We start from the raw sequence: 22,697 nt of genomic DNA, 5'->3' as shown, positions 1-22,697 counted from the left end.
CCCGAGGAGCCTGAGGGAACGATTCTCCGCCGGGCGGCCGGTCCCGCGTTCGGCCACTACGGCGGCACGGGGTGGGCCACCCCCTGCCGTACGCGGCGTGTGAGCTACCTGGAGCATCCAGCCGCTCCGCTCGTACCCCGGTGAGGTGACCCCGGGAAGAGTCGGCCGCCACCCGTGCCGGGGATGGTGGAGGGTCGTTGCCCGACCAGCCGTACGCCTCGACGAACCGGTGTGCGGCCATGGCTGTGCGAGACGAGCGGGAGCGGATGGATGACTGAGGCCGCTGCGGGAGCGGCGCGTGTCCTGCGGGAGCTGGAGCCGTCGGTGGAGCGCCTGCTGGAGCGGCATCTGGACGCCGCACGGGACTGGCTCCCTCACCAGTACGTGCCGTGGGGCGCGGGCCGGGACTACGACGGGCCGCTGGGCGGGACGGCCTGGGCGCCGGAGCAGTCGGCGCTGCCGCGCGCCGTCCAGGACGCGCTGGTCGTCAACCTGCTGACCGAGGACAACCTGCCCAGCTACCACTTCGAGATCGCCACCCGGTTCGGCCGGGACGGGGCCTGGGGTGCCTGGGTGCACCGGTGGACGGCGGAGGAGGACCGCCACGCGGCGGTGCTGCGCGCCTACGTCCACGCCCGCCGGGCCGTGGACCCCGTCGCCCTCGAAGAGCTGCGGATGCGGCACGTCGGGACCGGTTTCCGGTCCGATCTGCCGACGCCCCTGCACTCACTGGCGTACGTCACCGTCCAGGAACTGGCCACCCGGCAGGCGCACCGCAACGCCGGCGCGGCGTGCGGGGACGCGGCCGGGCAGAAGCTGATGGCGCGGATCGCCGCCGACGAGAACCTGCACATGGTCTTCTACCGGGATCTGTTCGCCGACGCGCTCGCCCTCTTCCCCGACGCCGCCGTCACCGCCCTGACGGACGTGCTGGTCGATTTCGAGATGCCCGGCGCGACGATTCCCGGCTTCCGGGCGAGGGCGGCGCGCATCGCGGCCTCCGGCATCTACAACCTGGACGTCCACCTCGAGTACGTCGTGGCTCCCCTGCTCCGGGCGCTGAAGGTGGCCACCCTCCCCGGCCTGGGGCCGGCCGGCGAGCGGGCGAGGGAGCGGCTCCAGCTCCACGTCGGCCGGCTGGGCGCCCAGGCCGCCCGCGCCCGGGAGCTCTTCGCGCGCATGAACACCGACGGACACACCGACAGGCACACCGCGGACACCGCGGGACGCGAACAGGAGGCACAGGTATGAGCCAGGCGGTCGGGGACACCCTTCCCCAGGAGCTCGTCACGTTGTTGACCGACCACTTGGACGTGAAGGCCGCTCCCGGCAGCCTCACGCCCTCGACCAGCTTCGAGAGTCTCGACGTGGACTCGCTGGCCCTGATGGAGCTGGTCGTGGCCGCCGAGGAGGAGTTCGGGATCGTGCTGCCCGAGGAGACCCTGGACCTCTCCCCCGCGTCGACGCTCGCCGAGGCGGCCCGCGCCTTCGACGAGGCGCGCCGTGCCCGCTGAGATCGCCGTCACCGGTCTCGGTCTGGTCACTCCGGCGGGCCACACACCCGAGGACAACTGGACGGCGCTGTGCCGGGGCCGTTCGCTGGCCGCCCGCGACACCGAACTCGCCGGGCTGCCCGTCGACTTCTCCTGCCAGGTGACCGGGTTCGACGCCGCCGGCGAACTGGGGCGGCCGCTGGCCCGGCGTACGGACCGGTTCATCCAGTTCGCCCTCGCCGCCGCCCGCCGGGCCGTCGCCGACGCCGGCCTCGGCGGCGACCTCGGCCCGGGCGACGGCGCTTCCGGGGGGCTGGGCGAGCGGGTCGGGGTCGTCCTCGGGGTCGGGTCCAACTCCCTGAGCACGTACGTCCCGGAGTTCGGGCACCTCGGCGCGGACCGTCCCGACCGGGTGTCGCCGCTGGCGCTGCCGCGCAGTGTTCCCAGCATGGCCGCGGGCGAGGTCGCCATCGACGTGGGCGCGCGGGGGCCGAACTTCACGACCGCGAGCGCGTGCGCCTCCGGTGCCACCGCCCTCGGGGTGGCACGCGACCTGCTGCGGTCGGGGACCTGCGACGTCGTCCTCGCGGGCGGCAGCGAATCGGCCCGCTCGCGGATGACGGCCACCTGCTTCACCCGTATGCGCGCGCTGTCCCGCCGGCGTGACGAGCCCGCGCTGGCCTCCCGGCCGTTCGACGCGCGGCGGGACGGTTTCGTCCTCGGCGAGGGCGCCGCCGTCCTCGTCCTGGAACGGGCCGCCGACGCACGCGCCCGCCGTGCCCGGGTGCTCGCCGTGCTGCGGGGATTCGGAGCCGGTGCCGACGCCCATCACCCCGTCGCCCCGCATCCGCACGGGGACGGCGCCGTGCGCGCCATCCGGGCCGCGCTGCGGGACGCGGACTGCGGCCCGGAGGACGTCGGGCACGTCAACGCGCACGGCACCGGTACGCCCCTGAACGACGCGGCGGAGGCCGCCGCCCTCACCCGCGTCTTCGGGGACGCCGCGCCGCCGGTCACCGCGGCCAAGGGAGTCGTCGGCCACGCGCTCGGCGCGGCCGGTGCCGTCCAGGCGGCCTACACGGTGCTCGCCCTGCGCCACGGCACGGTGCCCCCTGTCGCCAACTTCGAGGGGCAGGACGGCGATCACAAGCTCGACATCGTGGCGGGACGGCCCCGCCCGGCCGCCGGCGCGGGCATCAGCTGTTCCTTCGGCTTCGGCGGTCAGAACGCCGTTCTGCTGCTCACCGCGGACTAGCCGGTCACGCCACCCCCACTCCCCACCGCTATCGCCGCCACCGCCGGCCGGACGACGCAGAACGCCAGGGAAGGCCACAAACCCCATGCCGACAAGCCGGACGACCACGATCCCGACGACCGCCATGCCCATCACCGGCACCCCGACGGCCACGCGTCCCGACGGCTGGGGCCCGAGCGTTCCGGGGCCTCGCGTGACGGCGATCAGCACCGCCGTGCCTGCGCACCGCTTCGCCCAGGAAGAGATCATGGAGGCGCTGGCCGGTACGACTCTGGGGCGTTCCCGAGCCGGCCGGCTGATGCTCCGCAAGATCCAGTCCAACGCCGGCGTGGCCACCCGCCATTTCGCCCGGCCGCTGGCGGAACTGCGCGCCCTCACCGACTTCACCGACGCCAACCGCGTGTGGCTCGACACCGCCCTGGAGCTCGGCGAGCGGGTCCTCACCGAAGCCCTGGAGACGGCGGGCGTGCGGCCCGGGGACGTGGACGCCGTGATCAGTACGACCGTCACCGGACTGGCGGTACCGTCCCTGGAGGCCCGGCTCGCCCACCGGATCGGTCTGCGCCCGGACGTACGGAGGATTCCGCTGTTCGGCAACGGGTGCGCGGGCGGCGCCGCCGGACTCGCCCGGCTGCGCGACTACCTGCTCGCGCACCCCGGGCACGTCGCCGTACTGCTGTCGGTCGAACTGTGCTCCGTCGCGTACCAGATACAGGACACCTCGATGGCGAACGTCGTCGCCGGCAGTCTCTTCGGGGACGGCGCGGCGGCCGTCGTGGCCACCGGAGCACGACGGCACCGCGAGAGCGGCCGGGGCGGCGAGGGCGGCGGTCAGGGCACCCCGGAACTGGTGGACAGCCACAGTCATCTGGTGCCCGATTCCGAGGACGTGCTCGGCTGGGAGATCGGCTCGCACGGCCTGCGGATCCTGCTGTCCCCCGAGGTGCCCGCCCTCACCGCGGAGCACCTGCCCAAGGCCGTCCGCGAGCTTCTCGGCGCGCACGCCCTCACCCCCGGGCAGGTCGCCGCCTGGATCGTCCACGGCGGCGGGCCGAAGGTGCTCACCGCCGTCGAGCGGGTTCTCGACCTGCCGCCGCACGCGCTCGAACCGACCCGGCGGTCGCTGGCCGACAAGGGCAACCTCTCCTCCGCCTCCGTCCTGCACGTACTGGAGGCGTACATGCGGACGCCTCCGCCCGCCGGCGCCCCCGGTGTCGTCGCCGCCATGGGCCCCGGGTTCTCCATCGAACTGGTCCTCACCCGGTGGTGAACACGAGAGACGAGGAGGCCGCCCGCCCATGACGTCCACGCCCGCCGTCCCGGCCACCGCCGCCGTCGTACTCGACCCGGCGACGCGCCGCCGCGTCCTGACCTGCATGTGTCTGGCCCTGATGCTCGTCGTGGCCTTCATGCCCGCGCTGAACCTGGCGCTGCCCGACATCGGACTCGACCTGTCGGCCTCCTTCACCGCGCTCACCTGGATCGTCGACAGCTACACGGTGGCCCTGGCCGGCCTGGTGCTCCCCCTCGGCGCCCTGGGGGACCGTGTCGGGCGCCGCGCCGTGCTGGTCGCCGGGACGGTCGTCTTCGGCGGCGCCGCGTTCGCCGCCGTGGCGTCGTCCAGTACGACCGCCCTGATCGCTTGGCGCGCGGTGATGGGCCTGGGCGCCGCGATGATCATGCCGGGGACCCTCTCGACCGTCACCGCGGTCTTCCCGCCGGAGCGGCGCGGCAGGGCCGTGGCGATCTGGTCCGCCTGCGCGGGTGTCGGCTCCATCCTCGGCATGCTCGCCTCCGGAGCCCTGCTGGAGTGGTTCTCCTGGAGGTCCATCTTCCTGGCCGGCGGCTGCGCGGCCGCCGTCATGGCTCTGGCGAGCGTTCTCTGGGCCCCCGAGACGAAGGATCCCTCGCCCGGCCGCTTCGACACCACCGGCGCCGTCTGTACGGCTCTGGCGCCCGGGGCCCTGGCGTACGCCCTCATCGCGGGCAACGAGGAGGGGTGGGGCGCCCCTCACGTCGTGGCCGCCCTGGCCGTCTCGGTGATCGCCGGCGTCGCGTACGCGGTCCTGGGGAGGCGCGCCGAGAATCCCCTGCTGGATCCGCGTCTCTTCGGCGTGCGGGATTTCGCCGCCGGCAGTGTGACGCTCACCGTGCAGTTCATGGTGCTCTTCGGCTTCTACTTCGTCGGGCTGCAGTACCTGCGGCTGATCCTGGAGTACGGGCCGCTGAAGTCGGCGGTCGCCCTGGTGCCCGTGGCCCTCGTCGTGGTGCCCGTCTCGCTCGTCGCGCCGCCCCTGGCACAGCGGTACGGCGTGCGCGCGGTGCTCGCCTGCGGTCTGGGGCTGCTGGGCTCCAGCCTGGTCGCCCTGTCCCTGCTCACGGCCGCCTCCGGTTACGTCCCCTTCCTCGGCAGCCTCCTGCTCGCCGGGCTCGGCCTCGGCCTGACCGGGCCCGTCGGCACCACGGCGATCACCGGTTCCCTGCCCGCCGACCAGCAGGGCGTGGCATCCGCCGCCAACGACGCGACCCGTGAGGTCGGCGCGGCCCTCGGCGTCGCGCTCATGGGCTCGGTCTTCGGCAACCGCTACCGCTCCTCGCTCACCATGGACCTCGGGGGGCTCCCGGAGGCGGCGGCCGACGCCGTACGCCGTTCGCCGGTCGGCGGGCTGTACGTCGCGGGCCGCCTGGGGCCCCGGGGAACGGCGCTCGCCGAGGACGTGAGGAACGCGTTCATGAGCGGCATGTCCGCGGCGGTCGTCGCGGTCGCGGTCGTCACGGCCGCCGCGGTCTGCGTCCTCTGCACGGGCGGGAGGCGGCGGAAGCCCGGTGGGTTCGCCGGCCGCGCCGAGGCGTAACCGGGGCCGCGGCGAGGAGGGCGGACGAGGAAGAGGCCGTCCGGAGGGACGGAAGCGGTGTCGGGTCCGGTGGTACGAGATTGCGAGAAGCGGGTCGGAGGCGTACGGACATGGCGATTGCCGGAACGGTGACGGTTCCGCCCGGGCTCCTGGTGCTCGTCGCCGCCGTGTGCTGCGTGCGCGTGGGCGAGCTGTCGCTGGCGCGGCGCAACACCCGGTGGACCGCCGCGCGTGGCGGTGTGGAGTACGGATCCCGGTCCTACCCGGTCGTGATCGTTCTGCACACCGGGCTGATCCTCGGCATCCTTCTCGAAGTCACCCTCGCCCACCGCCCGTTCGTCCCGCTGCTCGGCTGGTCCGCCGTGGCGGCCCTCGTCCTGGTACAGGCGGTACGCGGGTGGTGCATGCGCGCCCTCGGTCCCCTCTGGAACACCCGGATCATCGTCGTGCCCGGTCACCCCCTCGTCCGCCACGGCCCGTACCGCTTCATGCGGCACCCCAACTACACGGTGGTCGTGCTGGAGGGCATCGCCCTGCCGATGGTGCACGGCGCCTGGCTGACAGCTGCCCTCTTCACCTTCCTCAACACTCCCTTCCTTCTCTTCTGGGCCCGCGCGGAGGACCGGGTCCTGCGTCTCGCCCCTTGACGGAGAAGCACCCACTGTGGCTGTTCAGGGCGGTGAAAGAGGCTTTTTGACCCTCCGTCATAGTGGGCGCCATGGACTATGACGTAGTGGTGGCCGGAGGCGGCCCGGTCGGACTGATGCTGGCCTGCGAGCTCCGGCTCGGGGGCGCGCGGGTTGCCGTCCTGGAGCGCCTCACCGACGTGAACCCGGTGATCAAGGGCGGGGCGATCACCCTGCCGAGCGCCGAGGCTCTCTACCGCCGGGGCATGCTGCCCGCGCTGGCCGAGGCGCAGCGGCAGGCGATGGATCGCTTCCGGGCGTTCATGCGCGAGCGGAACGGCGGGGACGGAGGCGGGGCCGGGGGCCAAGGGCTCGGCTACGTCGGGCATTTCGCCGGGATCATGTTGCGCGCCGACCTGGTCGACCGTACGGCGCCGGGCCTCGGCGACGCCGGGCCGGCCGCCGGGATCGCTCTCGTGACGCAGCAGGAGATCGAGCGGCTCCTCGGCGAGCGGGCGGACGAGCTCGGCGTCGACGTGCGCCGGGGAGTGGAGCTGACCGGCTTCGACGTGGACGAGGAGGCCGTCACCGTGCGGACCGGCCACGGGACCGTACGCGCCGGCTGGCTCGTGGGCTGCGACGGCGGCCGCAGCGCGGTCCGCAAGCTCGCGGGCTTCGATTTTCCCGGCACGGACCCGGAGATCACCTGCCACCAGGCGGTCGTGGAGATGACCGGTGCCGAGGCCCTGACGGTCGGCTGGACCGCCACCGACACCGGGGTGTACGCCTACGGGCCGATGCCGGGCCGCATCGTGACCGTGGAGTTCGACGGCCCGCCGGCGGACCGGGAGGCGCCGATCACCGCCGAGGACCTCCAGGCGCGGCTGCGCCGCGTCTCCGGCGTGGACGTCACGGTCACCGCGGTGCGGACCGCGACCCGCTTCACCGACCACGCCCGCCAGGTCACCGCGTACCGCAAGGGCCGGGTGCTGCTGGCCGGAGACGCGGCGCACGTGCACTCCGCCTTCGGGAGCCAGGGGCTGAGCCTGGGGATCGGGGACGCGATGAACCTCGGCTGGAAACTCGCCGCGGTGGTCGGCGGCCGGGTGCCGGAGTCGCTGCTGGACACGTACACCTCCGAGCGGCACCCCGTCGGCGCGCGGGTCGTGGACTGGACCCGGTCGCAGGTCGCGGCCATGCGCCCGGACCCGTGGTCCCGGGCCCTGCGGGAGATCGTCAGCGATCTGGCGGGGACGGTGGCGGGCACCACGTACCTCACCGCGCAGCTCAACAGCGCCGGTGTGCGCTACGAGCTGCCGGGCGATCACCCGCTGACCGGCCGCAGCACCCCGGACCTCGTCTTCACCGGCGGCGACCGCCTCGCGGACCGCCTTCACACCGGCCGGGCGCTCCTGCTCGACCTCACCGGCGACCCGGAGCTCCGGGCCCTCGGCGCGGGGTACGCCGACCGCGTCGACACCCTGACGACCGGCTGTCCGTCCCACCCGGAACTGGCGGCGGTCCTCGTCCGCCCGGACGGCTTCACGGCCTGGGCGGCCGACGCGGGGGCGCGGACGCCGACGGCCGGGCTGGCGGAGGCGCTGGCGGAGTGGTTCGGAATACCGGGGAACGCGGTGACCCCAGGCTGATCCACCACTCCGGCCAGGGGTCTTTCTTCCGGATCGTGCCGGGCACACACGGGCCCCGGGCGCGGCGCCCGGCTCCGGCCGCCCGCCCCGGGGCCCGGGGGTCCACCGGCACCGACTCCGCGGGGGCGCGCGTCAGGTCCGGTCGGCATCCGCCCGGCGGACGGCGGGCAGGTGCACCACGAGGAGGGTGAAGGCGGCCAGCGCGACGTTGCGGGCCGCGGCGTCCAGGCCGTTCCAGTCGGAGGACTGCCACATGGCGAACCATTCGCCGCCGATCGCGATGAAGCCCATCCCGAAGAGCAGCAGCACCATCACCAGGCCCACCGTGCCGGCCGCGCGGGCGCGCTCGTACGCGCCGTTACGCAGGCCCGCGATCCAGAACCAGGTGGCGGTGAGGAGGACCGCCGCGGCCAGGGTCTCCCAGATGATGATGGCGACGTAGGCGGCGTTCTGGAGGGCGGGGGACTCGACCGCGCGCCACATCAGGTCGGGGTCCTTGAACGTGGTGTCCATGCTCAGGACGTGCTGGACGAACTGCTGGTTGGTCCCGAAGTCGGTGATGTTCCCGAAGGCGACCAGGGTCATGTAGAGCGCGACGGTCGCCGTCAGCGCGGTCGCCGCGACGGCCGGCGCGCCCAGGCGGAGGAGCCGGTTCTGCCGGGTGCCCGGGGCCGTTGCCGGGGAAGGGGTGTCGGTGCCGGTCGGCGGGTGAGCCTGTGTCATGGGTGTGTCCTCCCTCGGTCCCGCGGGTGCTTGGGGCCGCGGGTCGTACCGTCCCCTTCCCCAGTCAGGGGGCCTTCCAGCCGTCCGCGCACGCAGCCGTGTCTCCGGGCCACGCCATCACCTGGTGCACCGTCGCCCCCGGCCGGGGCTGCCGGGGGCTCGCTGTCACGCTCGGCTCGCTCCCGACCCGGGCGTGGCAGTGTCGGCGGGGGGTCAGGAGACGGTGAGGACGATCTTGCCGGTGGTGCGGTCGGTCTCGCCGAGCGCGTGGGCCTTGGCCGCTTCCGCGAGCGGGAAGACCGCCTCGACGTGGGCGCGCAGCGAGCCGGCCGCGACCAGGTCGGCGATGGCGTTCATGCCGGTGTGGTCGGCCTCGACGAGGAGGGTTTCGACGCGGACCCCTCGGGCGGCGGCCTTCGCGGTCTCGTCGGGGTCGGTGCCCGGAAGGATCGACACGAGGATGCCGCCCGGCCGCAGGACATCGAGCGAGCGGGTGCGGGTGTCCCCGGACAGGGGATCGAGCACCACGTCGACGTCGTGGACGGCGTCACGGAAGTCGGTGACGCGGTAGTCGATGACGTCGTCCGCGCCCAGGGAGCGGACGAAGTCGTGCTTGGGGGCGCTGGCGGTGCCGATGACGTACGCGCCACGGGACTTGGCGATCTGTACGGCGAGGTGGCCGACCCCGCCGGCGGCCGCGTGGATCAGGACGCGCTGTCCGGCTCGGACCCCGGCGGTGTCGACGAGCGCCTGGTACGCGGTCAGGGCGGCGAGCGGCAGGGCGCCGGCCTGGACGTGGTCGATGCCGGCCGGCTTGCGGGCGAAGGCGCGGGCGGGCCCGGTCACGTACTCGGCGTGGGAGCCGACGCCGTGCGGGTAGGGCAGCATCCCGAAGACCTCGTCGCCGGGCTTGAACAGGGTGACGCCGAAGCCGACGGCCTCGACGACGCCGGACACGTCCCAGCCGAGGACGAGCGGCAGGCGGTCGATGAAAAGGCCGGCGGCGCGGTGCTTCCAGTCGGTCGGGTTCACCCCGGCGGCGCGGACGGCGACGAGGATCTGGCTCGGACCGGGGGTGGGCCTCGGCACGAGGACCTCCTTCAGCACCTCGGGGGTGCCGTGGGTGTCCTGGCTGATGGCGCGCATGGTGGCGTGGTTCGTCATGCGTCACAGCCTCGCCCGGGACCCGGGGGTCGTACCATGGCATGAATGCCAACTTCCGACGGGATCGTGCCATGACTGTCCATCGTGTCGTCGTCCTCGCCACGGACGGGGTCTACCCCTTCGAACTCGGCATCCCCAGCCGGGTGTTCGGGGCGCTCCCGGACCGTTACGAGGTGCTGACCTGCTCCGCGGACGGTGGTCCCGTCGCCACCAACTCCGACTTCTCGGTCACGGTGGAACACGGCCCCGAGGCGCTCGCGACGGCGGACACGGTGCTGCTGCCGCCCTTCGACGTGTCCCGCCTGTCGCGCGAGCTGCCGCCGCGGGTGGGCGAGGCGCTCGCGGCCGCGCGCCCCGGGGCCCGGATCGTGTCGATCTGTACGGGTGCCTTCACGCTGGCGGCCGCGGGGCTGCTCGACGGCCGGCCCGCCACCACCCACTGGGCCCTCGCCGACACCTTCCGGTCCTGGTACCCGCAGGTGGCGCTGGACCCCGATGTGTTGTTCGTGGACGACGGGGACGTGCTGACCTCGGCCGGCGCCGCCTCCGGCGTCGACGTCTGCCTGCATCTCGTACGGCGGGACCACGGCACCGCCGTCGCCAATCACGTGGCCAGGATGTGCGTCGTGCCGCCGTGGCGGGACGGCGGCCAGGCCCAGTACATCGAGTACCCGGTGCCCCCGGTCTCGGCCAACAGCACCTCGGCGACCCGTCAGTGGGCGCTGGAGAACCTGCACGAGCCCCTGACGCTCGCGGAACTCGCCGGGCACGCCCGCATGAGCCTGCGCACCTTCGCACGCCGGTTCAACGAGGAGGTCGGCACGAGCCCCGGCCGCTGGCTGATCCATCAGCGCGTCGCCCGGGCCCGGCATCTCCTGGAGACCACCGATCTCGGCGTGGACGACATCGCCGGACAGGTCGGGTTCGCCACCGGGACCTCGCTGCGCGAGCACCTGCACGCCGCGATCGGCGTCTCGCCGGTGGTGTACCGCCGTACTTTCCGGGGCGCCGCCACGGCGGGCTGAGACCCCGGCGGGCGACGCCGCCTTCCTCCTCGCACGGCCGCCGCGGAAGTGCGGTCGGCTGCTTCCACAGCCCTCCCCACCTGGGGGAACGGGTGTCCGGTCGGTAATCGGACAGCGTCCGCCGGGGTTCTCGCCAACGTTCGGCGACCGGCTGCGGGCCGGCCGCGCCCTCGGCTGCACTGGTCGACGGCCGCTGCGGGCCGGGCGGCCGGAACAGCGTGCGGAGCACGAGGACGGGCGGGAGGGATGTCACATGATGACGATCAACGTGGGAGTGCTGCTCGCGGTCGTCGTGGTGATGCGGTTACGCCGCAGGACGCAGGCCAGGAGCCGCGCCGAGGAACGCAACACGGCCTTGTTCGTCCTGGCCCTGGGCATCGTGATCGCCCCGACCCCGCTGGGCCAGGGCATCTTCGACGTCATCGGGCAGCTGGTGAACGGCATCTCGCGGGCCGGTACGTGAGCCCGCGCCCGCGGCGGGGTACGCGCCGCTCCCCTGCCCCACGCCGGCCCCGTACGTCCCCCGCCTCCCGGCGCCTGCCCGCGCCGAGGCGTCGCGCGGCTCCCCTCCGCCGGAAACGGGCCGCCGTCCGCCGGAAGCGGGCCGCCCTCGGGGAGCGGGCCGGTCTCCTGTTCCTGGTGCTCGCCGTGGCGGGGAGCCTGGTCGTCGGCGCACTGCGATGGCTGGCCGCGCACCCCTGGGTCCCGGTCGCGCTGCTGCTGTGCGCCGCGGCGGCCGGCGGGGTGTGGCTGCGCCGGCGCCGGGAGGCAGCCCGCCGGAACCGGGTGCGGGAGCGGGGTCTGCGCTACGCGCTGCCGCAGATCGACGCCCTGCACCACCGGCAGTTCGAGGAAGCCGTACGCGATCTGATGCGCCGTGACGGCTGCCCCCGGGCGATCCGCGTCGGTGGCGCCGGCGACAACGGCGCCGATGTGAAGGCCACGGACCCCTTCGGCCGCCTGTGGGTGATCCAGTGCAAGCACCGCAAGGCCGGGCCGGCCGGCTCCGCTGTCGGGACCCCGGACCTGCACGTCCTCAACGGCACCGGCAGGCCCGTCCACAACGGCGACGTCGTCGTCCTGGTCACCAACGGCCGCTTCACGGACCGAGCCGTCGCCTTCGCCCGTTCCCAGCGGCTCCACCTGGTCGACCGCCACCTGCTCGCCCAGTGGGCCGCCGGGTCCGCTCCGCTGTGGGAACTCCTCGGCGTGGTCCCCTCACCCCGCCGTCGCGGTCCCGGATCCTGAGCCCCGCCGGTCACCACGCCGGCCGACGGCACTCCGCGCGCCCCGACGGAGGTGCCGGCCAGGACGGGACGGTCAGCGGGAGATGGTCCACCGCTGGCCTTCGGAGCCGTCGCAGGTCCACACGCCGAGTTTCTTGTAGTCCTCGTGGTAGGTCAGGCAGTCCTGGTCACTGATCCTGATCTGGTGCGCGCCGCCGCCGACGGGGATGACCTCCCACTTCTGCGTCGAGCTTCCCTTCCAGGTGTTGATCTGGGCGTAGTAGGTGCTCATGTTCGCGGTGAGGACCGGGCCGTGGCCGTTCGCGATCTCGTAGCGTCCGTCACCCGCGTCCTTGAACGTCCACGTTCCGTTGGTGGTACCCAGCTTGCCCGCGACCACGGACGAACCGGAGGAGGTGTTCGTCGCGACGGCTCCGAGGCTGTTGACGGTCCTCAACTGCACGGGGACGCCGACCGGCGGGTGCTCGGCGCCGGTGGTGGGCGCCTCGGGTCCGCTGAAGGAGCGGAAGGCCGGAGGCGTGCCGGGGTGGGCGGGCACGCCGGGGATCGGGAGGGTGTCGCCCGGGCCCGGGGTCTCGCCCTTGGGGACGCCGGGGTCCGCGGGGGGCTCCATCGTGGGGCGGAAGTCGATGGTGGAGCCGTTGCGGTCCCACAGGCCGTAGAAGCCCCAGTTGATCCAGCCGCCGTCACCGTGGTTGGTGAAGCTGCCGCCTCCGGAGAAGATCCAGATGCGGTAGGTCTGGTCCTCACGCGAGGTCTCGTCGTGGTACTCGACGTCGCCCTGGAACGCCACGTCGCGGAGGTTCTGCGTGTAGTGGTTGACGAACCACGGGTCTCCGAAGGCGTTCTTGCCCTTGATGTCGAAGATCATGATGTTGTAGTGGCCGCCGGTGTGGTTCGTCAGCATCTCGAGCAGACCCTTGACGAAGTTCTCCCGGGCGACCTTCTTGAGTTCACCGCTCTCCTTGGCCGCCAGGATGCACCACGTCAGCGTGCCGGTCCCGAACGAACCCGGAGCGACCGTGTCCGCCGCGTTGCAGTTGTCCGCGGCACCGTCCGCATGGGCGGGCTGGGCCGGTCCTCCGACCAGCAACGCGCTCACGCACGCGGTGGCCGCGACAACCGTGGCCTTGTACTTCTTCACTTGCGGACTCCTCAGGGCAGGACGCGAACGATCGGCAGCTCCCACCTTCAACCCCGCCCCTAACGTCCTGCTGATGATCCACTCACGTCCCCTACGGCCTCGCGCGCGGGCCGGTCGTCACGGGTACGTGTGCAGGACCCGGCCGATACGGTCTGCCGCTTCGGCGTGGCCGAACAGTCCCGGCAGGCCGCCGCTGTGGAGCAGGACCGTTCGCTCGCCGGGCCGGATGTCCCCGTCGCGGACCGCCGCGAGCAGTCCGGCCGCGGCGCGTCCGGTGTAGACCGGGTCCAGGACGATGCCCTCCGCGCGTGCCACGACGGTGAGGGCGTCCAGGACGGGCTCGTGCAGGATGCCGTAGGCCTCGCCCACCTGGTCGTCCCGCACGCGCAGCTGCCCGGCCGCCAGGTCGCGGCCGGTGAGTTCCGAGGCGAAGGCCGCGGCGACGGACGCGGGGTCGGGCAGCGCGCCCACGTCGACGCCGAGGACCCGATCGGCGCCCAGGGCGGCGATCAGGCCGGCCATCGTGCCGCCGGATCCCAGTGCGGTCACGACGTGCCGGACGCCGGGCTGCTGGGCGAGGATCTCCTCACCCGCCTCGCGGTATCCGCGGGCGCCCAGCACGCCGGAACCGCCGAACGGCACCAGGTACGGTACGGCGCCCTTCTCCCGCAGTGCGGCACACGTCCTCTCGGCCTGCCCGGCCAGCCCGGCGGGTGCGGCGTCACCGGCCCACACGACGCGGGCGCCGAGCACGGCGTCCAGGAGGAGGTTCCCGCCGGGCCGGTCGGGGCGGCCGGCACCGGGCATGACCAGCACCACGTCCAAACCGGCCCGGGCGCCCGCGGCGGCGGTCAGCCGCGCGTGGTTGCTCTGCGGGCCGCCCGTCGTGACCAGGGTGTCGGCACCGCACCGCAGCGCGTCCGCGACCAGCCACTCCAGCTTGCGGACCTTGTTGCCTCCGCCGCCGAGCCCGGTCAGGTCGTCCCGCTTGATCCACAGATCGTCCGGGGCCAGACCGATCGCCCGGGCCAGCCGGGGAGCCGCCTCCATCGGCGTGGGCCACGCCGACAGCGTCACCTTCTCCACCACGAACCCCTTCCTCCGCGTCACGGCGGCGCGCTGTACGACACCGGCGCGCCGGGCGCTCACCGTCTCACACCGGCCCGCGGGGCGAAGGGTGTGGTGCGAAGGCACGGGATCGGGGGTGCGCGGGGCGCGTCTCATGGTTTTCGCCAGGGGCCGCGCCGGGCGGGTCCCGGTACGTTCGCGCCGTCCATGCGTGGTGGGAGGGGAGTGCGCGTGAAAGCTCTGGCATCCGTACTGGTCGCGGCGGTCCTGTGGGTGACCGTGCCGTCGGCGCGGATCCGGGCGGGCACCGGGGCGCACCCGGTGTCGCTCGGCGCCGCCCGGATGCTGCTGGGCGGGTTCGTGCTCATGGTCCTCATCCGAGGGCCTCGACTACGTCACCACCCGCCGGATCACCGAAGATCTCGCCCTCACCCCCGTGGAGGCCGCCGGACTCCACCGGTCCCTGCGGCCGGAGGGGCCACCGCGCCACGTGCCCCCTCTGTGGCGCCTGGCGGGCACGTGAGAGACCCGTCCCGGTACGCCTCCCCGCGGGCTGACGGCGATGCCTGAGCCGAGGCGCCGCGACTGAGGTCCCGGCCCCGCGCCGCCGGCCGTCACCCGGGCGGGTGCCTCGCGCGCACCGTTTCCCAGGATTCCCCCCGGGGCAGCCGCGCCTGTGTGCCGTACAGCCGAAAGGGACCCGACGTGACCGAGCAGACACCCGACACCCCCCCGCGTGGCATCCCCCGGTACGACGGGGCGGGGCGGGGACACCAGGGGGCCCGCGCCGGTCTCTTCACCCGCTCCTTCGGCCCCCGGCCCGAGGCGGGCGGGAGGGCCGTGGTCCTGGTGCACGGGCTCGGCCTGTCGGGACGGTACTTCGTTCCCCTGGCCCGCCGGCTGGCGGCGAAGGGCGCCACCGTGCTCGTACCCGACCTGCCGGGCAACGCCTGGTCACGGGCCGCCGCACGCCGGATGCCCGACGTGGAGCAGGCCGCCGACGCCCTGGCCCGCTGGCACCGGCGCCTCGCCCCGGGGCCGAGTCTGCTGGTGGCCAACTCGGTCGGTTGCCAGGTGGCAGCGGCGCTCGCCGTCCGCCATCCCCGGCTGGTCCGGCGGCTCGTCCTGGTCGGCCCCGCACTCGAACCGGGGGTGCCCGTCCTGCGCCACGGCGGCCGGCTCCTCGCGGACGCGCCCCGGGAACCGCTCTCGCTCCTCGGGACCGCCGCGGCGGACTACCTCCTCACCGGACCGATCCGCTTCGGCGCCTCCCTGCGTCACGCCCTGCGGGACGCGGCCGGGGCATTCGAGGGGCACTTGGCCCGGATCGACGTGCCGACGCTCGTGGTCCGCGGCACCGGTGACACCATCGCCTCCCACGCCTGGATCCGGCGCGTGGCCCGGCTGCTCCCCGACGGGCACGCTGCCGACGTCCCGGGCGCCGCGCACGCGGCGCACTACAGCGCGCCGGAGACGGTGGCCCGGCTGATCGAGGAATTCGCCGACGAGGACGCGCGAGAAACCGACGAGGCAGGAGAGGCGGGAGACAACGCATGACGCCGTCACACACTCCACGGTCGCCCGGCCGCCCGCCCTCCACGTCCAAGCCCACGGACCACCCGTCGCCGTGGCTGCGCCTCCTGCCGGGTATCTCCTCGGAGCGCCGCGGCTTCGTCCTGGCCTGGTGGGGCTTCGCCCTCACCTTCGGCGGAATGCGCCTGCTCACCTGGCTGATCCACATCGACGTGGCCGGCATCGGCGACGTACAGGCCGGCGGCGTGCACCTCCACCACTACGTGTGGGGCATCCTGCTGCTCGCCGTGGTGGGGGCGGCGGGCCTCGTGGAACGCTCGGCACGCGCGCGTGCCTGGATGGGGCTCGCGTACGGCGTCGGCATGGCCCTGGTCCTCGACGAGGCGGCGCTGCTGATCAGCCTGGAGGACGTCTACTGGGACACCGAGGGCTGGGTGAGCATCGCCCTGGCCCTGGCGGTGATCGCCGTGCTGGGAGGGGTGCTGGCGTGGACGCGCGCACGGCGGGCCCCGGGGCGGGGCCGGGGCGGCGGCTGAGACGGTCCGGCCTCGCTCGTCCAGGGTGCGCCGTCCGCCGGCGGGGGAACGGCGTGCGGCCCGCACCCTGCCCGGTACGAGCCGCACAACCGGTCGGCGGGTCCACGGTACGGGGGATGCCGCGGACCCGCCGGCCAGAGCGGTCCCATGCGCCCTGCGTTCCGTGTGCCCCCGAACCACGGGCGCATGCGCGCCTTCTCGCCCCTGGTGTGGTGGCGCGACGACCGCCTGAGGAATGGCTCGCACGCGGGGCGGGTGCCCAGGCCTCATGCCCCGGGCGGGCCGCTCCGGACGGCTCCCCTCCCGGCGTGAGGCTCCGACCGGCGGGGCGTGAAGCGCACGAGACCGGGTACCGGCACGCGTACGAAAGAGCTCGTCGCACCAGGAAACGCGAGGAAGAAGGAACCCATGTCGCAGCACCGCGCCACCGAGGGGAACGCCGACCACCCGAGGACCGCCGCCGAGGAGGTCCTGAAGGAATTCGAGGAGGCCGAGACGGACGTACGCCCGGACGCGCGCCCCGACGAGGACGGGGAGGCCGCCGACGCCCTCACGCCCAGCCGGAGCGCACAGGAGGACGCCCAGCGGCGTGCGGGCGACCGCGGGGACGAGTCGGGCGGCGAGGTCTAGGGTCTTTCTTTCGGATCAGGCCGGATCAGGGAGCGGCGCCTGGTGCCGTGGATCGCAAGGCGTGAGGAGGGAGTCCATGCGGAGCATCGGCGACCGACGACAACGCTGGGGGCACCTCCCGTGCCCGAAGGGCTACGGGGGAGAGGCGCGGTGCTGGGGGCACCTCTCAGGCGAAGCTCTGGGGGAGGCGCGAGCCCGGCAAGATCCGGAAGACAGGCCCTAGCCCGGGTCCTCACCCGTGAGCCCGTCGATGGATTCGCGGATGAGGTCGGCGTGACCGGCGTGGCGGGCGTACTCCTCGATGAGGTCGAGAAGGATGCGACGGAGGTTGGGACGTTCTCCGCTGCGCGTGGTGTACGCGCCGAGCTGGTCCAGCCCGCCCGTCCTGAGGGCTTCGTCGACGATGGCTCGGGAGCGGGCGACCGACTCCCGCCACAGGGTGAGCAGTTGCTCGGGGGTGTCCGCGGCGGCGGACCGGTGGTCCCAGTCGGGAGTGCTCTCCCAGTCGACGGCGTCCCAGGGCGCTTTGACGGGGGAGCCGAGCCACAGCCGGGCGAAGTGGCTGTCCTCCACGTGGGCCAGATGCTTGAGGAGGCCGCCGAGCGTGAGGGTGGACGTGCCGAGCGTGGCGCGGAGGCCGGAGGCGTCCAGGCCGGAGCACTTCCAGGCCAGCGTGGCCCGCTGTCGTTCGAGGGCGCCCAGGACGGCTGCCGCCTCGGTGCCGGCAAGAGGAGGTTCCGGCCATGTCTCGGCCGCTGTCTCAGTCATGATCGCAAACCTTAGCGAACACAATTGACATTGCGGCGGGGTACGGGGCCGCCCGGGGCGGAAGCGCCGCGGTTGCCGTGGGTGCCGGGGAGCCACCCGGGTGGTTCGACGCTGTGGCGGTCACGCGCTGGAAAGACACTCCGGTATCCGCACTGTCGCATCGTGAAGGTGAGACCGCCCATGCCCTACGGCTCCTCCCCCGCCCCTCCCCCCGTCGGTAGGCCGGGCCCCATGCGGGAATTCGCCGCGTGTTCGGCCGACTTTCTGCTGTGCCGGGACATGGCGGCCGCCTGCAGTGACAGCTGGTTCGTGCGGGTGGCTGATGCCGATCACCTGGAGCGCACGGACGAAACGGCGGACCTCGCCTGCCGGTTCTTCGCCGGCCGGCCCCTGGACGATCTGCCGTACTCACGTGGTGCCGAGCGCGCGAGCTCCCCCGCCCCGCCCTGACCCGGCCGGGCTCGGGAAAGGGCGGGGCGCACGGCAGAGCTCGGCCGGCGGGGTGCGTTGAAGGCCTCGTGTCCTTCGCTCCTCCGCAGACCGTCCGCGCTCCGCGCAAGGCACGGCCGGCCCGACGCCTCTCCCCCACCGCGCCGGGCTCGCCCGGTCCCGCACGCGATCAGGGGCGCGCAGCGGGCGCGGGAACCCGCCGCCGCGCTGCACGCCGCCCTCGGGAAAGGCCTCGGCCCTCACACCGGGAAACGGAGGCCTGCCGATCCGTGGCGGAGGGTCAGGCCGGGGTGACGTTCTCGGCCTGCGGGCCCTTCGGCCCCTGGGTGATGTCGAACTGCACCTTCTGGCCCTCGTTGAGCTCCCGATAGCCGGTGCTGGCGATGGCCGAGTAGTGCACGAACACGTCCGGGCCGCCGCCGTCCTGCTCGATGAATCCGAAACCCTTCTCCGCGTTGAACCACTTCACCGTGCCGGTCGCCATGCCGTACTCCCTCATTCCATGAACAAGCCGCGCGGCACCGCGCCACGCGACCGTAGGTTGGCATCATCGCCCGCCTGCCCGGCCCGGAGAAGGAGAAACGCTCATGGGCCGGCGTGTCGCCTGCTCCCGCCCGGAGGCGCGGGTTCTCCCGGGGAGGGTCACGACGGCGCCCCGGACTCGTTCGGGCCCTTCCCCTTCTCCTCGTCGGGCGCCGTCCCCGGTGTTCCGGCGGGCCCGGGGAATGCGGCGAGGAGGATCTCGGCGGCCTGCGTGACGTTGTCGGCGTCGACGGCGCGGGCCATGGCCGCGCGGGCCGCCTCCGGCGCCGTACCGGGTGGGACGACCATGAGGGCGAAATGGTCGCTGTCGCCACGGGTGATCAGGACGGTGTCGTCGCCGACGGCGAAGGAGTCGAGGTGCACGACCCTGCCGTCGATGACGAGGCGGGGTGGGATGCCGTTCCAGGCGGAGGTGTCCAGGCCGACCCGGGTGATGGGGCCGAGGTGCGCGGCCAGGGCGGTGACCAGTGGCGGGAGCTCCCGCTCGACCTCACGCGTACGCGGCCACCACGCGCCGTCGAGGAGGCTCTGCCGGGTATGGGTCGTCACGAGCCGGAGCAGCGCGGAACCGGGCCCGACGGCCTCGTGGACCGCGTCGGGCAGGAGTCGCGGCGGCGTAGGGGGAACGCCGGGACCGGTCATGATCGATTCCACCCGTCCAGGGGACGCCCGCGCCGCCGCCCTACCGGTGACGCGGCTCGGGCCGACCCGGCAGGCGGGGTGACGGCCCCGTCCCTTCACGGTACTCCGGAAGACCGCGGCTACGCGTCGTCCCACCGCTCCGGAGCGTCCGGCACCCGGCTCGGCGGACGTACGGTGGACGTACCGGGGCGTGGCCGCCCCGCGGGCCGCCCCTGCCGGCGCGTCCCTGGTGTGAAAGGACGGTGCCGCCGTGGACCGCAACGAACCGGAAGCTCTGCCGCCACCGGGACACGCCGAAGTCCGCATCGTGGCCGCCACGCCGGACGCCGCGCGCCTGGTGGCCGACGTCCTCCGCCACTGCTTCTCCGGCGCGGAGCAGCGCAGCTACCCCACCCCGGGCGGAGGCACCCGCCTCCACCTGACCGTCGACACCGCCCACACCGCCGAACCGGCCCTGTCCTGGCTGGCCGCCAGCAGGCCCCCGAGCGGCGCCGGCCCCCACTCCGAGGAACCCTGACCGGCCCGGGACCACCCTCCAGGGCTGGGCGCCGGGGAGACGGAAGGCGGAGCCTCCGACCGGCGCCGCCCCCGCCCCGTGGCCGGAGCCCGCGTGATCACCCTGCCACGGACCGCGCGGAGGCGGAGGTGACGCCCGCGCTCCGTCCTGTCGTCCTCCGGACGGGCGCGCATCGGCCGGTCCCCGGTCCACCGCGCCGGCGCCCCCGCGAGTCGGTGAACCGCCTTGACCTCAACCGAGCTTGAGCTTCTACGGTGACCGCATTCCGCTGATCACGAGGAGGGCACGTGAGCGTGACGCTCAAGGAGTACGCGCAGGACGAAGTGGCCGCTCAGCCCATCGGGGCATGGACCGGCATGGCGTGCCGGCTGGTCGTCGGAGCCCTCCGCGAACAGTTGGCGGTGGAGAACCTCACGCAGCCGCATTGGTGGACGCTCAACCACGTCGCCGGAGCGCCGGGGAAGTGGACCCGCGCGGCGCTGATCGAGCGGTTGGCGAAGTGGGACGATCTCGGGACCGACTTCCACGGTGTCTTCGACGACCTTGCCGACCGTGGCTGGCTGGTGGAGGAGTCAGGGCTCATGACGTTGACCGAGGCGGGAGAGAACGGGCGCGTCCGGGCCAAGGAGCGCAACCTGCGCGTGCATCAGCGGGTGCACGACGGCATCGACACGGCCGACTTCGTGACCACGATCAACGTCCTGCGTCGCGTGGTCGCCAATCTGGGCGGTGACGGCGACCTGCCCGGCTGACGGCGCGCCGCGGGCCGGCCGAGCCTTCCCGTCGCAGCCCGGCCGGCCCGCGAAGACCCCTCGGTCACAGCACTAGCTTCGGCCGGACATCATCGACATCAGGAGCCCGTGCGTCTCGGCGTCGGCGGCGACCACCAGTCCGCGGCCCGACGCGCCGATCGGGGCACCGTCGATCCCCGTGACGGTGCAGCCGGCCGCCCGGCACAAGGCGATTCCGGCCGCGAAGTGCACGCTCCCGGAGAGGTCGCCGCCGTCGGTGACGTACGCGGCGCGCCTGCCGGCGGCCACCCAGGCCAAGGCCAGGGTCGTGGACACGACACGCGGCCGGAAATGCTCCACGAAGTCGGGGCGCGCCAGCAGATCGACGGCGCGGAACCCTGGCGCGCCGGGGAACGGCGGGTCCAGGTTGACGTCCACGAGGCGGGTGGCGGCCGTGGGGGTCAGGAGGATGTCGCCGCCCCCGTCACTCCGTACCCGGGCCGTATCTCCGTCGGTGAAGAACACCTCCCCGCTGAACGGGTCGGCCACGGCCGCGGCCCCGTCCCGCAGTGCCACGTTGACGGCCACCAGCATGGTGCCGACGGCGTAGTTCAGCGTGCCGCACAGGGGGTCCACCAGCCACTGGCGCGCCGTTTCGGCGGCACCCTGCTGCCCGCCCTCCTCTCCGAGCACCGCGTCATCGGGCCGCGCGGCGCGCAGGACGCGGAGGATCGCCTTCTCGGCCTCCACATCGGCGGTGGTGGCGAAGTCACCGGCGCCCTTGTCGATGCGGTCGAGGCGACGGCCGTACATGCTGCGGACCACGTCCGCGCCGGCCCGCACGCCGGCTATCGCGACCGCGGCGTCGTCAGAACGCGCGTATGAGTTGATCATGCGCGCAGCCTACCGAGGCGCCGGCCACCGCCCCGGTGGACCTGAAGGGCCTCGGATGGCCTGGTGATGACTTTCCGTCAGGTCAGGCCGCGAGCGCCGCCGGGGTCCGGGTGTGGTCGCGCACGATGATCTTGCCGGTGTTCCGGCCGCGCAGCATCCCCAGGAAGGCGTCCACAATGCGCTCGAACCCGTCGACCACCGTCTCGTCGAGGGAGAGCCGGCCGCTCCGCAGATGCGGGACGGCGAACTCGTACAGTTCTTCCTGCAGGTCGCGGTAGTTGCTGACGAGGAATCCCTCCATCCGGATGCTCTTCTCCACGATGTCGGCGTAGTTGAAGCGCGGGGGCGGTGCGTCGGGGGTGTTGTACTGGCTGATCGTGCCGATGCGGACGACGCGCCCGAACTCGCGGAGTGCGTTCACCGCCGCGGCGAGCTGTTCGCCGCCGACGTTGTCGACGAACACGTCGATGCCGTCGGGTGCGGCCTCGCGGAGCAGGGTGCCGGCGGACCCGTCGTGGTAGTTGAAGGCGGCGTCGTAGCCGACCTCCCGCACGAGGTGGTCGACCTTGGCCGCCGAGCCCGCGCTGCCCACGAGTCGCCCGGCGCCGAGCAGCCGGGCGAACCGCCCGGTGGCCGTGCCGACCCCGCCCGCCGCGGCCGACACGAAGAGGTCCTCGCCCTCCTGGAGCCTGGCGACGCGGGTCAGCCCCACGTACGCGGTCAGGCCCGTACCCCCCAGAACGCTCAGGTAGGCGGTGAGGGGCACTCCGTCGAAGTGGGGAAGGCGCCGGGTCTCCTCGGGCGTGACGACCGAGTGGGTGCGCCAGCCCCGGCGGTGGAAAACGATCTCGCCCTCGGTCAGCCGGGGCGTCCGGGAGGCGATGACCCGCCCGAGGGTACGGCCCTCCAGCGGTGTGTGCAGCGCGAAGCCGCCGGGCACGTCGTCCATCATCTCGCGGTGGTAGGGGTCGACGGACCAGTACAGGTTCTCCACCAGCGCGCTGCCGGCCGCCGGGGTGGGGAGGGCCGACTCGACGAAGGTGAACTGCTCGGCAGTGGGGAAGCCGTCGGGGCGGGAGGTCTGGTGCACGGTGAGCGCGGTCTCGTTCATGACCGGACCGTAGGACGGGAATGGGCCGGGTCGGCAGCCGGTTGGGGTCATGCGACGTCCCGATCCATGAGCAGTTCTCATATGCAGAGGTGA

The 22,697-nt window shown here is 73.6% G+C and carries 25 protein-coding genes; 16 read left to right on the top strand and 9 right to left on the bottom strand.

Annotated features, from left to right (window positions below; translation table 11 throughout):
* Positions 1–270 precede the first annotated feature (270 nt).
* The 7 genes from ABTY40_RS16305 (at position 271) to ABTY40_RS16275 (ending at position 7,878) form a co-directional block, all read left to right on the top strand.
* The gene (locus ABTY40_RS16305) at positions 271–1,251 is read left to right on the top strand and encodes an acyl-ACP desaturase (RefSeq protein ID WP_352060094.1); all 981 of its coding nucleotides are present in this window, start codon (positions 271–273) and stop codon (positions 1,249–1,251) included.
* Positions 1,248–1,514: a phosphopantetheine-binding protein gene (locus ABTY40_RS16300; RefSeq protein WP_352060093.1), complete on the top strand. Its 267-nt coding sequence runs from the start codon at positions 1,248–1,250 to the stop codon at positions 1,512–1,514. The genes ABTY40_RS16305 and ABTY40_RS16300 overlap by 4 nt, the downstream gene beginning before the upstream one ends.
* Entirely contained in the window at positions 1,504–2,748 is a 1,245-nt protein-coding gene (locus ABTY40_RS16295; protein WP_352060092.1) for a beta-ketoacyl-[acyl-carrier-protein] synthase family protein, read from the top strand. The genes ABTY40_RS16300 and ABTY40_RS16295 overlap by 11 nt, the downstream gene beginning before the upstream one ends.
* Before the next feature lie 247 nt (positions 2,749–2,995).
* Positions 2,996–4,018: a type III polyketide synthase gene (locus tag ABTY40_RS16290; protein ID WP_502990595.1), complete on the top strand. Its 1,023-nt coding sequence runs from the start codon at positions 2,996–2,998 to the stop codon at positions 4,016–4,018.
* Between the two features lie 28 nt (positions 4,019–4,046).
* Complete coding sequence (locus tag ABTY40_RS16285; RefSeq protein ID WP_352060090.1) at positions 4,047–5,603, top strand: MFS transporter; 1,557 nt, start codon at positions 4,047–4,049, stop codon at positions 5,601–5,603.
* A gap of 110 nt (positions 5,604–5,713) precedes the next feature.
* Positions 5,714–6,250, top strand: a complete 537-nt coding sequence (locus tag ABTY40_RS16280; RefSeq protein ID WP_352060089.1) for an isoprenylcysteine carboxyl methyltransferase family protein — start codon at positions 5,714–5,716, stop codon at positions 6,248–6,250.
* 71 nt (positions 6,251–6,321) lie between these two features.
* On the top strand, positions 6,322–7,878 hold the full coding sequence (locus ABTY40_RS16275) for an FAD-dependent monooxygenase (RefSeq protein ID WP_352060088.1): 1,557 nt from the start codon (positions 6,322–6,324) through the stop codon (positions 7,876–7,878).
* 132 nt (positions 7,879–8,010) lie between these two features.
* On the opposite strand, the gene ABTY40_RS16270 is transcribed toward ABTY40_RS16275, so the two are convergent.
* Positions 8,011–8,601 (bottom strand): DUF2165 domain-containing protein, encoded by a 591-nt coding sequence (locus ABTY40_RS16270; RefSeq protein WP_352060087.1) that lies wholly within the window; start codon positions 8,599–8,601, stop codon positions 8,011–8,013.
* Positions 8,602–8,814: 213 nt separating this feature from the next.
* Entirely contained in the window at positions 8,815–9,747 is a 933-nt protein-coding gene (locus ABTY40_RS16265) for an NADP-dependent oxidoreductase (RefSeq protein ID WP_352060140.1), read from the bottom strand.
* An 89-nt stretch (positions 9,748–9,836) separates the two neighbouring features.
* Between ABTY40_RS16265 and ABTY40_RS16260 the strand changes: the two genes are divergently transcribed.
* The 3 genes from ABTY40_RS16260 (at position 9,837) to ABTY40_RS16250 (ending at position 12,038) form a co-directional block, all read left to right on the top strand.
* Positions 9,837–10,790 (top strand): GlxA family transcriptional regulator, encoded by a 954-nt coding sequence (locus ABTY40_RS16260; RefSeq protein WP_352060086.1) that lies wholly within the window; start codon positions 9,837–9,839, stop codon positions 10,788–10,790.
* A 253-nt stretch (positions 10,791–11,043) separates the two neighbouring features.
* Positions 11,044–11,253 carry a hypothetical protein gene (locus ABTY40_RS16255; protein WP_345278131.1) on the top strand — a complete coding sequence of 70 codons (210 nt, stop codon included), beginning with the start codon at positions 11,044–11,046 and terminating at the stop codon, positions 11,251–11,253.
* A gap of 167 nt (positions 11,254–11,420) precedes the next feature.
* Positions 11,421–12,038 (top strand): restriction endonuclease, encoded by a 618-nt coding sequence (locus tag ABTY40_RS16250; RefSeq protein ID WP_352060139.1) that lies wholly within the window; start codon positions 11,421–11,423, stop codon positions 12,036–12,038.
* A gap of 72 nt (positions 12,039–12,110) precedes the next feature.
* Here ABTY40_RS16250 and ABTY40_RS16245 read toward each other — a convergent pair whose 3' ends face one another.
* Both ABTY40_RS16245 and ABTY40_RS16240 read right to left on the bottom strand, forming a co-directional pair.
* Complete coding sequence (locus ABTY40_RS16245; protein ID WP_352060085.1) at positions 12,111–13,181, bottom strand: RICIN domain-containing protein; 1,071 nt, start codon at positions 13,179–13,181, stop codon at positions 12,111–12,113.
* Between the two features lie 117 nt (positions 13,182–13,298).
* Complete coding sequence (locus ABTY40_RS16240; RefSeq protein ID WP_352060084.1) at positions 13,299–14,270, bottom strand: pyridoxal-phosphate dependent enzyme; 972 nt, start codon at positions 14,268–14,270, stop codon at positions 13,299–13,301.
* Between the two features lie 684 nt (positions 14,271–14,954).
* Here ABTY40_RS16240 and ABTY40_RS16235 point away from each other — a divergent pair.
* The 3 genes from ABTY40_RS16235 (at position 14,955) to ABTY40_RS16225 (ending at position 16,948) form a co-directional block, all read left to right on the top strand.
* Positions 14,955–15,806, top strand: a complete 852-nt coding sequence (locus ABTY40_RS16235; RefSeq protein ID WP_352060083.1) for an alpha/beta fold hydrolase — start codon at positions 14,955–14,957, stop codon at positions 15,804–15,806.
* The gene (locus tag ABTY40_RS16230; protein WP_352060082.1) at positions 15,803–16,318 is read left to right on the top strand and encodes a hypothetical protein; all 516 of its coding nucleotides are present in this window, start codon (positions 15,803–15,805) and stop codon (positions 16,316–16,318) included. Before ABTY40_RS16235 ends, ABTY40_RS16230 begins: the two co-directional genes overlap by 4 nt.
* 408 nt (positions 16,319–16,726) lie before the next feature.
* Positions 16,727–16,948 (top strand): hypothetical protein, encoded by a 222-nt coding sequence (locus ABTY40_RS16225; protein ID WP_352060081.1) that lies wholly within the window; start codon positions 16,727–16,729, stop codon positions 16,946–16,948.
* A gap of 219 nt (positions 16,949–17,167) precedes the next feature.
* Here the strand turns inward: ABTY40_RS16225 and ABTY40_RS16220 are convergent, their stop codons facing one another.
* Positions 17,168–17,716, bottom strand: a complete 549-nt coding sequence (locus tag ABTY40_RS16220) for a DinB family protein (RefSeq protein ID WP_352060080.1) — start codon at positions 17,714–17,716, stop codon at positions 17,168–17,170.
* A gap of 231 nt (positions 17,717–17,947) precedes the next feature.
* Here ABTY40_RS16220 and ABTY40_RS16215 point away from each other — a divergent pair, with 231 nt between their 5' ends.
* Complete coding sequence (locus ABTY40_RS16215) at positions 17,948–18,166, top strand: hypothetical protein (protein WP_352060079.1); 219 nt, start codon at positions 17,948–17,950, stop codon at positions 18,164–18,166.
* 280 nt (positions 18,167–18,446) lie between these two features.
* Here the strand turns inward: ABTY40_RS16215 and ABTY40_RS16210 are convergent, their stop codons facing one another.
* Together ABTY40_RS16210 and ABTY40_RS16205 are read right to left on the bottom strand one after the other, a co-directional pair.
* Complete coding sequence (locus tag ABTY40_RS16210) at positions 18,447–18,650, bottom strand: cold-shock protein (protein WP_309053003.1); 204 nt, start codon at positions 18,648–18,650, stop codon at positions 18,447–18,449.
* A 158-nt stretch (positions 18,651–18,808) separates the two neighbouring features.
* Positions 18,809–19,351 (bottom strand): DUF5994 family protein, encoded by a 543-nt coding sequence (locus tag ABTY40_RS16205; protein ID WP_352060078.1) that lies wholly within the window; start codon positions 19,349–19,351, stop codon positions 18,809–18,811.
* Between the two features lie 250 nt (positions 19,352–19,601).
* Here ABTY40_RS16205 and ABTY40_RS16200 point away from each other — a divergent pair, with 250 nt between their 5' ends.
* Together ABTY40_RS16200 and ABTY40_RS16195 are read left to right on the top strand one after the other, a co-directional pair.
* The gene (locus tag ABTY40_RS16200; RefSeq protein WP_352060077.1) at positions 19,602–19,868 is read left to right on the top strand and encodes a hypothetical protein; all 267 of its coding nucleotides are present in this window, start codon (positions 19,602–19,604) and stop codon (positions 19,866–19,868) included.
* Between the two features lie 287 nt (positions 19,869–20,155).
* A complete protein-coding gene (locus tag ABTY40_RS16195) occupies positions 20,156–20,620 on the top strand; it encodes a winged helix DNA-binding protein (protein WP_345278103.1) in 465 nt (154 codons plus the stop codon).
* Positions 20,621–20,692: 72 nt separating this feature from the next.
* Here the strand turns inward: ABTY40_RS16195 and ABTY40_RS16190 are convergent, their stop codons facing one another.
* Both ABTY40_RS16190 and ABTY40_RS16185 read right to left on the bottom strand, forming a co-directional pair.
* Positions 20,693–21,493, bottom strand: a complete 801-nt coding sequence (locus ABTY40_RS16190) for an inositol monophosphatase family protein (protein ID WP_352060076.1) — start codon at positions 21,491–21,493, stop codon at positions 20,693–20,695.
* Between the two features lie 82 nt (positions 21,494–21,575).
* Complete coding sequence (locus tag ABTY40_RS16185; protein WP_352060075.1) at positions 21,576–22,604, bottom strand: NADP-dependent oxidoreductase; 1,029 nt, start codon at positions 22,602–22,604, stop codon at positions 21,576–21,578.
* Positions 22,605–22,697 lie beyond the last annotated feature (93 nt).

The organism is Streptomyces sp. NPDC126503 (assembly GCF_040302405.1).
GTDB classification, from domain to species: domain Bacteria; phylum Actinomycetota; class Actinomycetes; order Streptomycetales; family Streptomycetaceae; genus Streptomyces; species Streptomyces gulbargensis.
This window is presented reverse-complemented; position numbering and strand designations above follow the sequence as displayed.

Coding starts and splice junctions, on each gene's coding strand:
- ABTY40_RS16305 (WP_352060094.1), top strand. CDS start 271: ATGACTGAGGCCGCTGCGGGAGCGGCGCGTGTCCTGCGGGAGCTGGAG.
- ABTY40_RS16300 (WP_352060093.1), top strand. CDS start 1,248: ATGAGCCAGGCGGTCGGGGACACCCTTCCCCAGGAGCTCGTCACGTTG.
- ABTY40_RS16290 (WP_502990595.1), top strand. CDS start 2,996: ATGGAGGCGCTGGCCGGTACGACTCTGGGGCGTTCCCGAGCCGGCCGG.
- ABTY40_RS16285 (WP_352060090.1), top strand. CDS start 4,047: ATGACGTCCACGCCCGCCGTCCCGGCCACCGCCGCCGTCGTACTCGAC.
- ABTY40_RS16280 (WP_352060089.1), top strand. CDS start 5,714: ATGGCGATTGCCGGAACGGTGACGGTTCCGCCCGGGCTCCTGGTGCTC.
- ABTY40_RS16275 (WP_352060088.1), top strand. CDS start 6,322: ATGGACTATGACGTAGTGGTGGCCGGAGGCGGCCCGGTCGGACTGATG.
- ABTY40_RS16270 (WP_352060087.1), bottom strand. CDS start 8,601: ATGACACAGGCTCACCCGCCGACCGGCACCGACACCCCTTCCCCGGCA.
- ABTY40_RS16265 (WP_352060140.1), bottom strand. CDS start 9,747: ATGCGCGCCATCAGCCAGGACACCCACGGCACCCCCGAGGTGCTGAAG.
- ABTY40_RS16260 (WP_352060086.1), top strand. CDS start 9,837: ATGACTGTCCATCGTGTCGTCGTCCTCGCCACGGACGGGGTCTACCCC.
- ABTY40_RS16255 (WP_345278131.1), top strand. CDS start 11,044: ATGATGACGATCAACGTGGGAGTGCTGCTCGCGGTCGTCGTGGTGATG.
- ABTY40_RS16230 (WP_352060082.1), top strand. CDS start 15,803: ATGACGCCGTCACACACTCCACGGTCGCCCGGCCGCCCGCCCTCCACG.
- ABTY40_RS16225 (WP_352060081.1), top strand. CDS start 16,727: ATGTCGCAGCACCGCGCCACCGAGGGGAACGCCGACCACCCGAGGACC.
- ABTY40_RS16220 (WP_352060080.1), bottom strand. CDS start 17,716: ATGACTGAGACAGCGGCCGAGACATGGCCGGAACCTCCTCTTGCCGGC.
- ABTY40_RS16215 (WP_352060079.1), top strand. CDS start 17,948: ATGCGGGAATTCGCCGCGTGTTCGGCCGACTTTCTGCTGTGCCGGGAC.
- ABTY40_RS16210 (WP_309053003.1), bottom strand. CDS start 18,650: ATGGCGACCGGCACGGTGAAGTGGTTCAACGCGGAGAAGGGTTTCGGA.
- ABTY40_RS16205 (WP_352060078.1), bottom strand. CDS start 19,351: ATGACCGGTCCCGGCGTTCCCCCTACGCCGCCGCGACTCCTGCCCGAC.
- ABTY40_RS16190 (WP_352060076.1), bottom strand. CDS start 21,493: ATGATCAACTCATACGCGCGTTCTGACGACGCCGCGGTCGCGATAGCC.
- ABTY40_RS16185 (WP_352060075.1), bottom strand. CDS start 22,604: ATGAACGAGACCGCGCTCACCGTGCACCAGACCTCCCGCCCCGACGGC.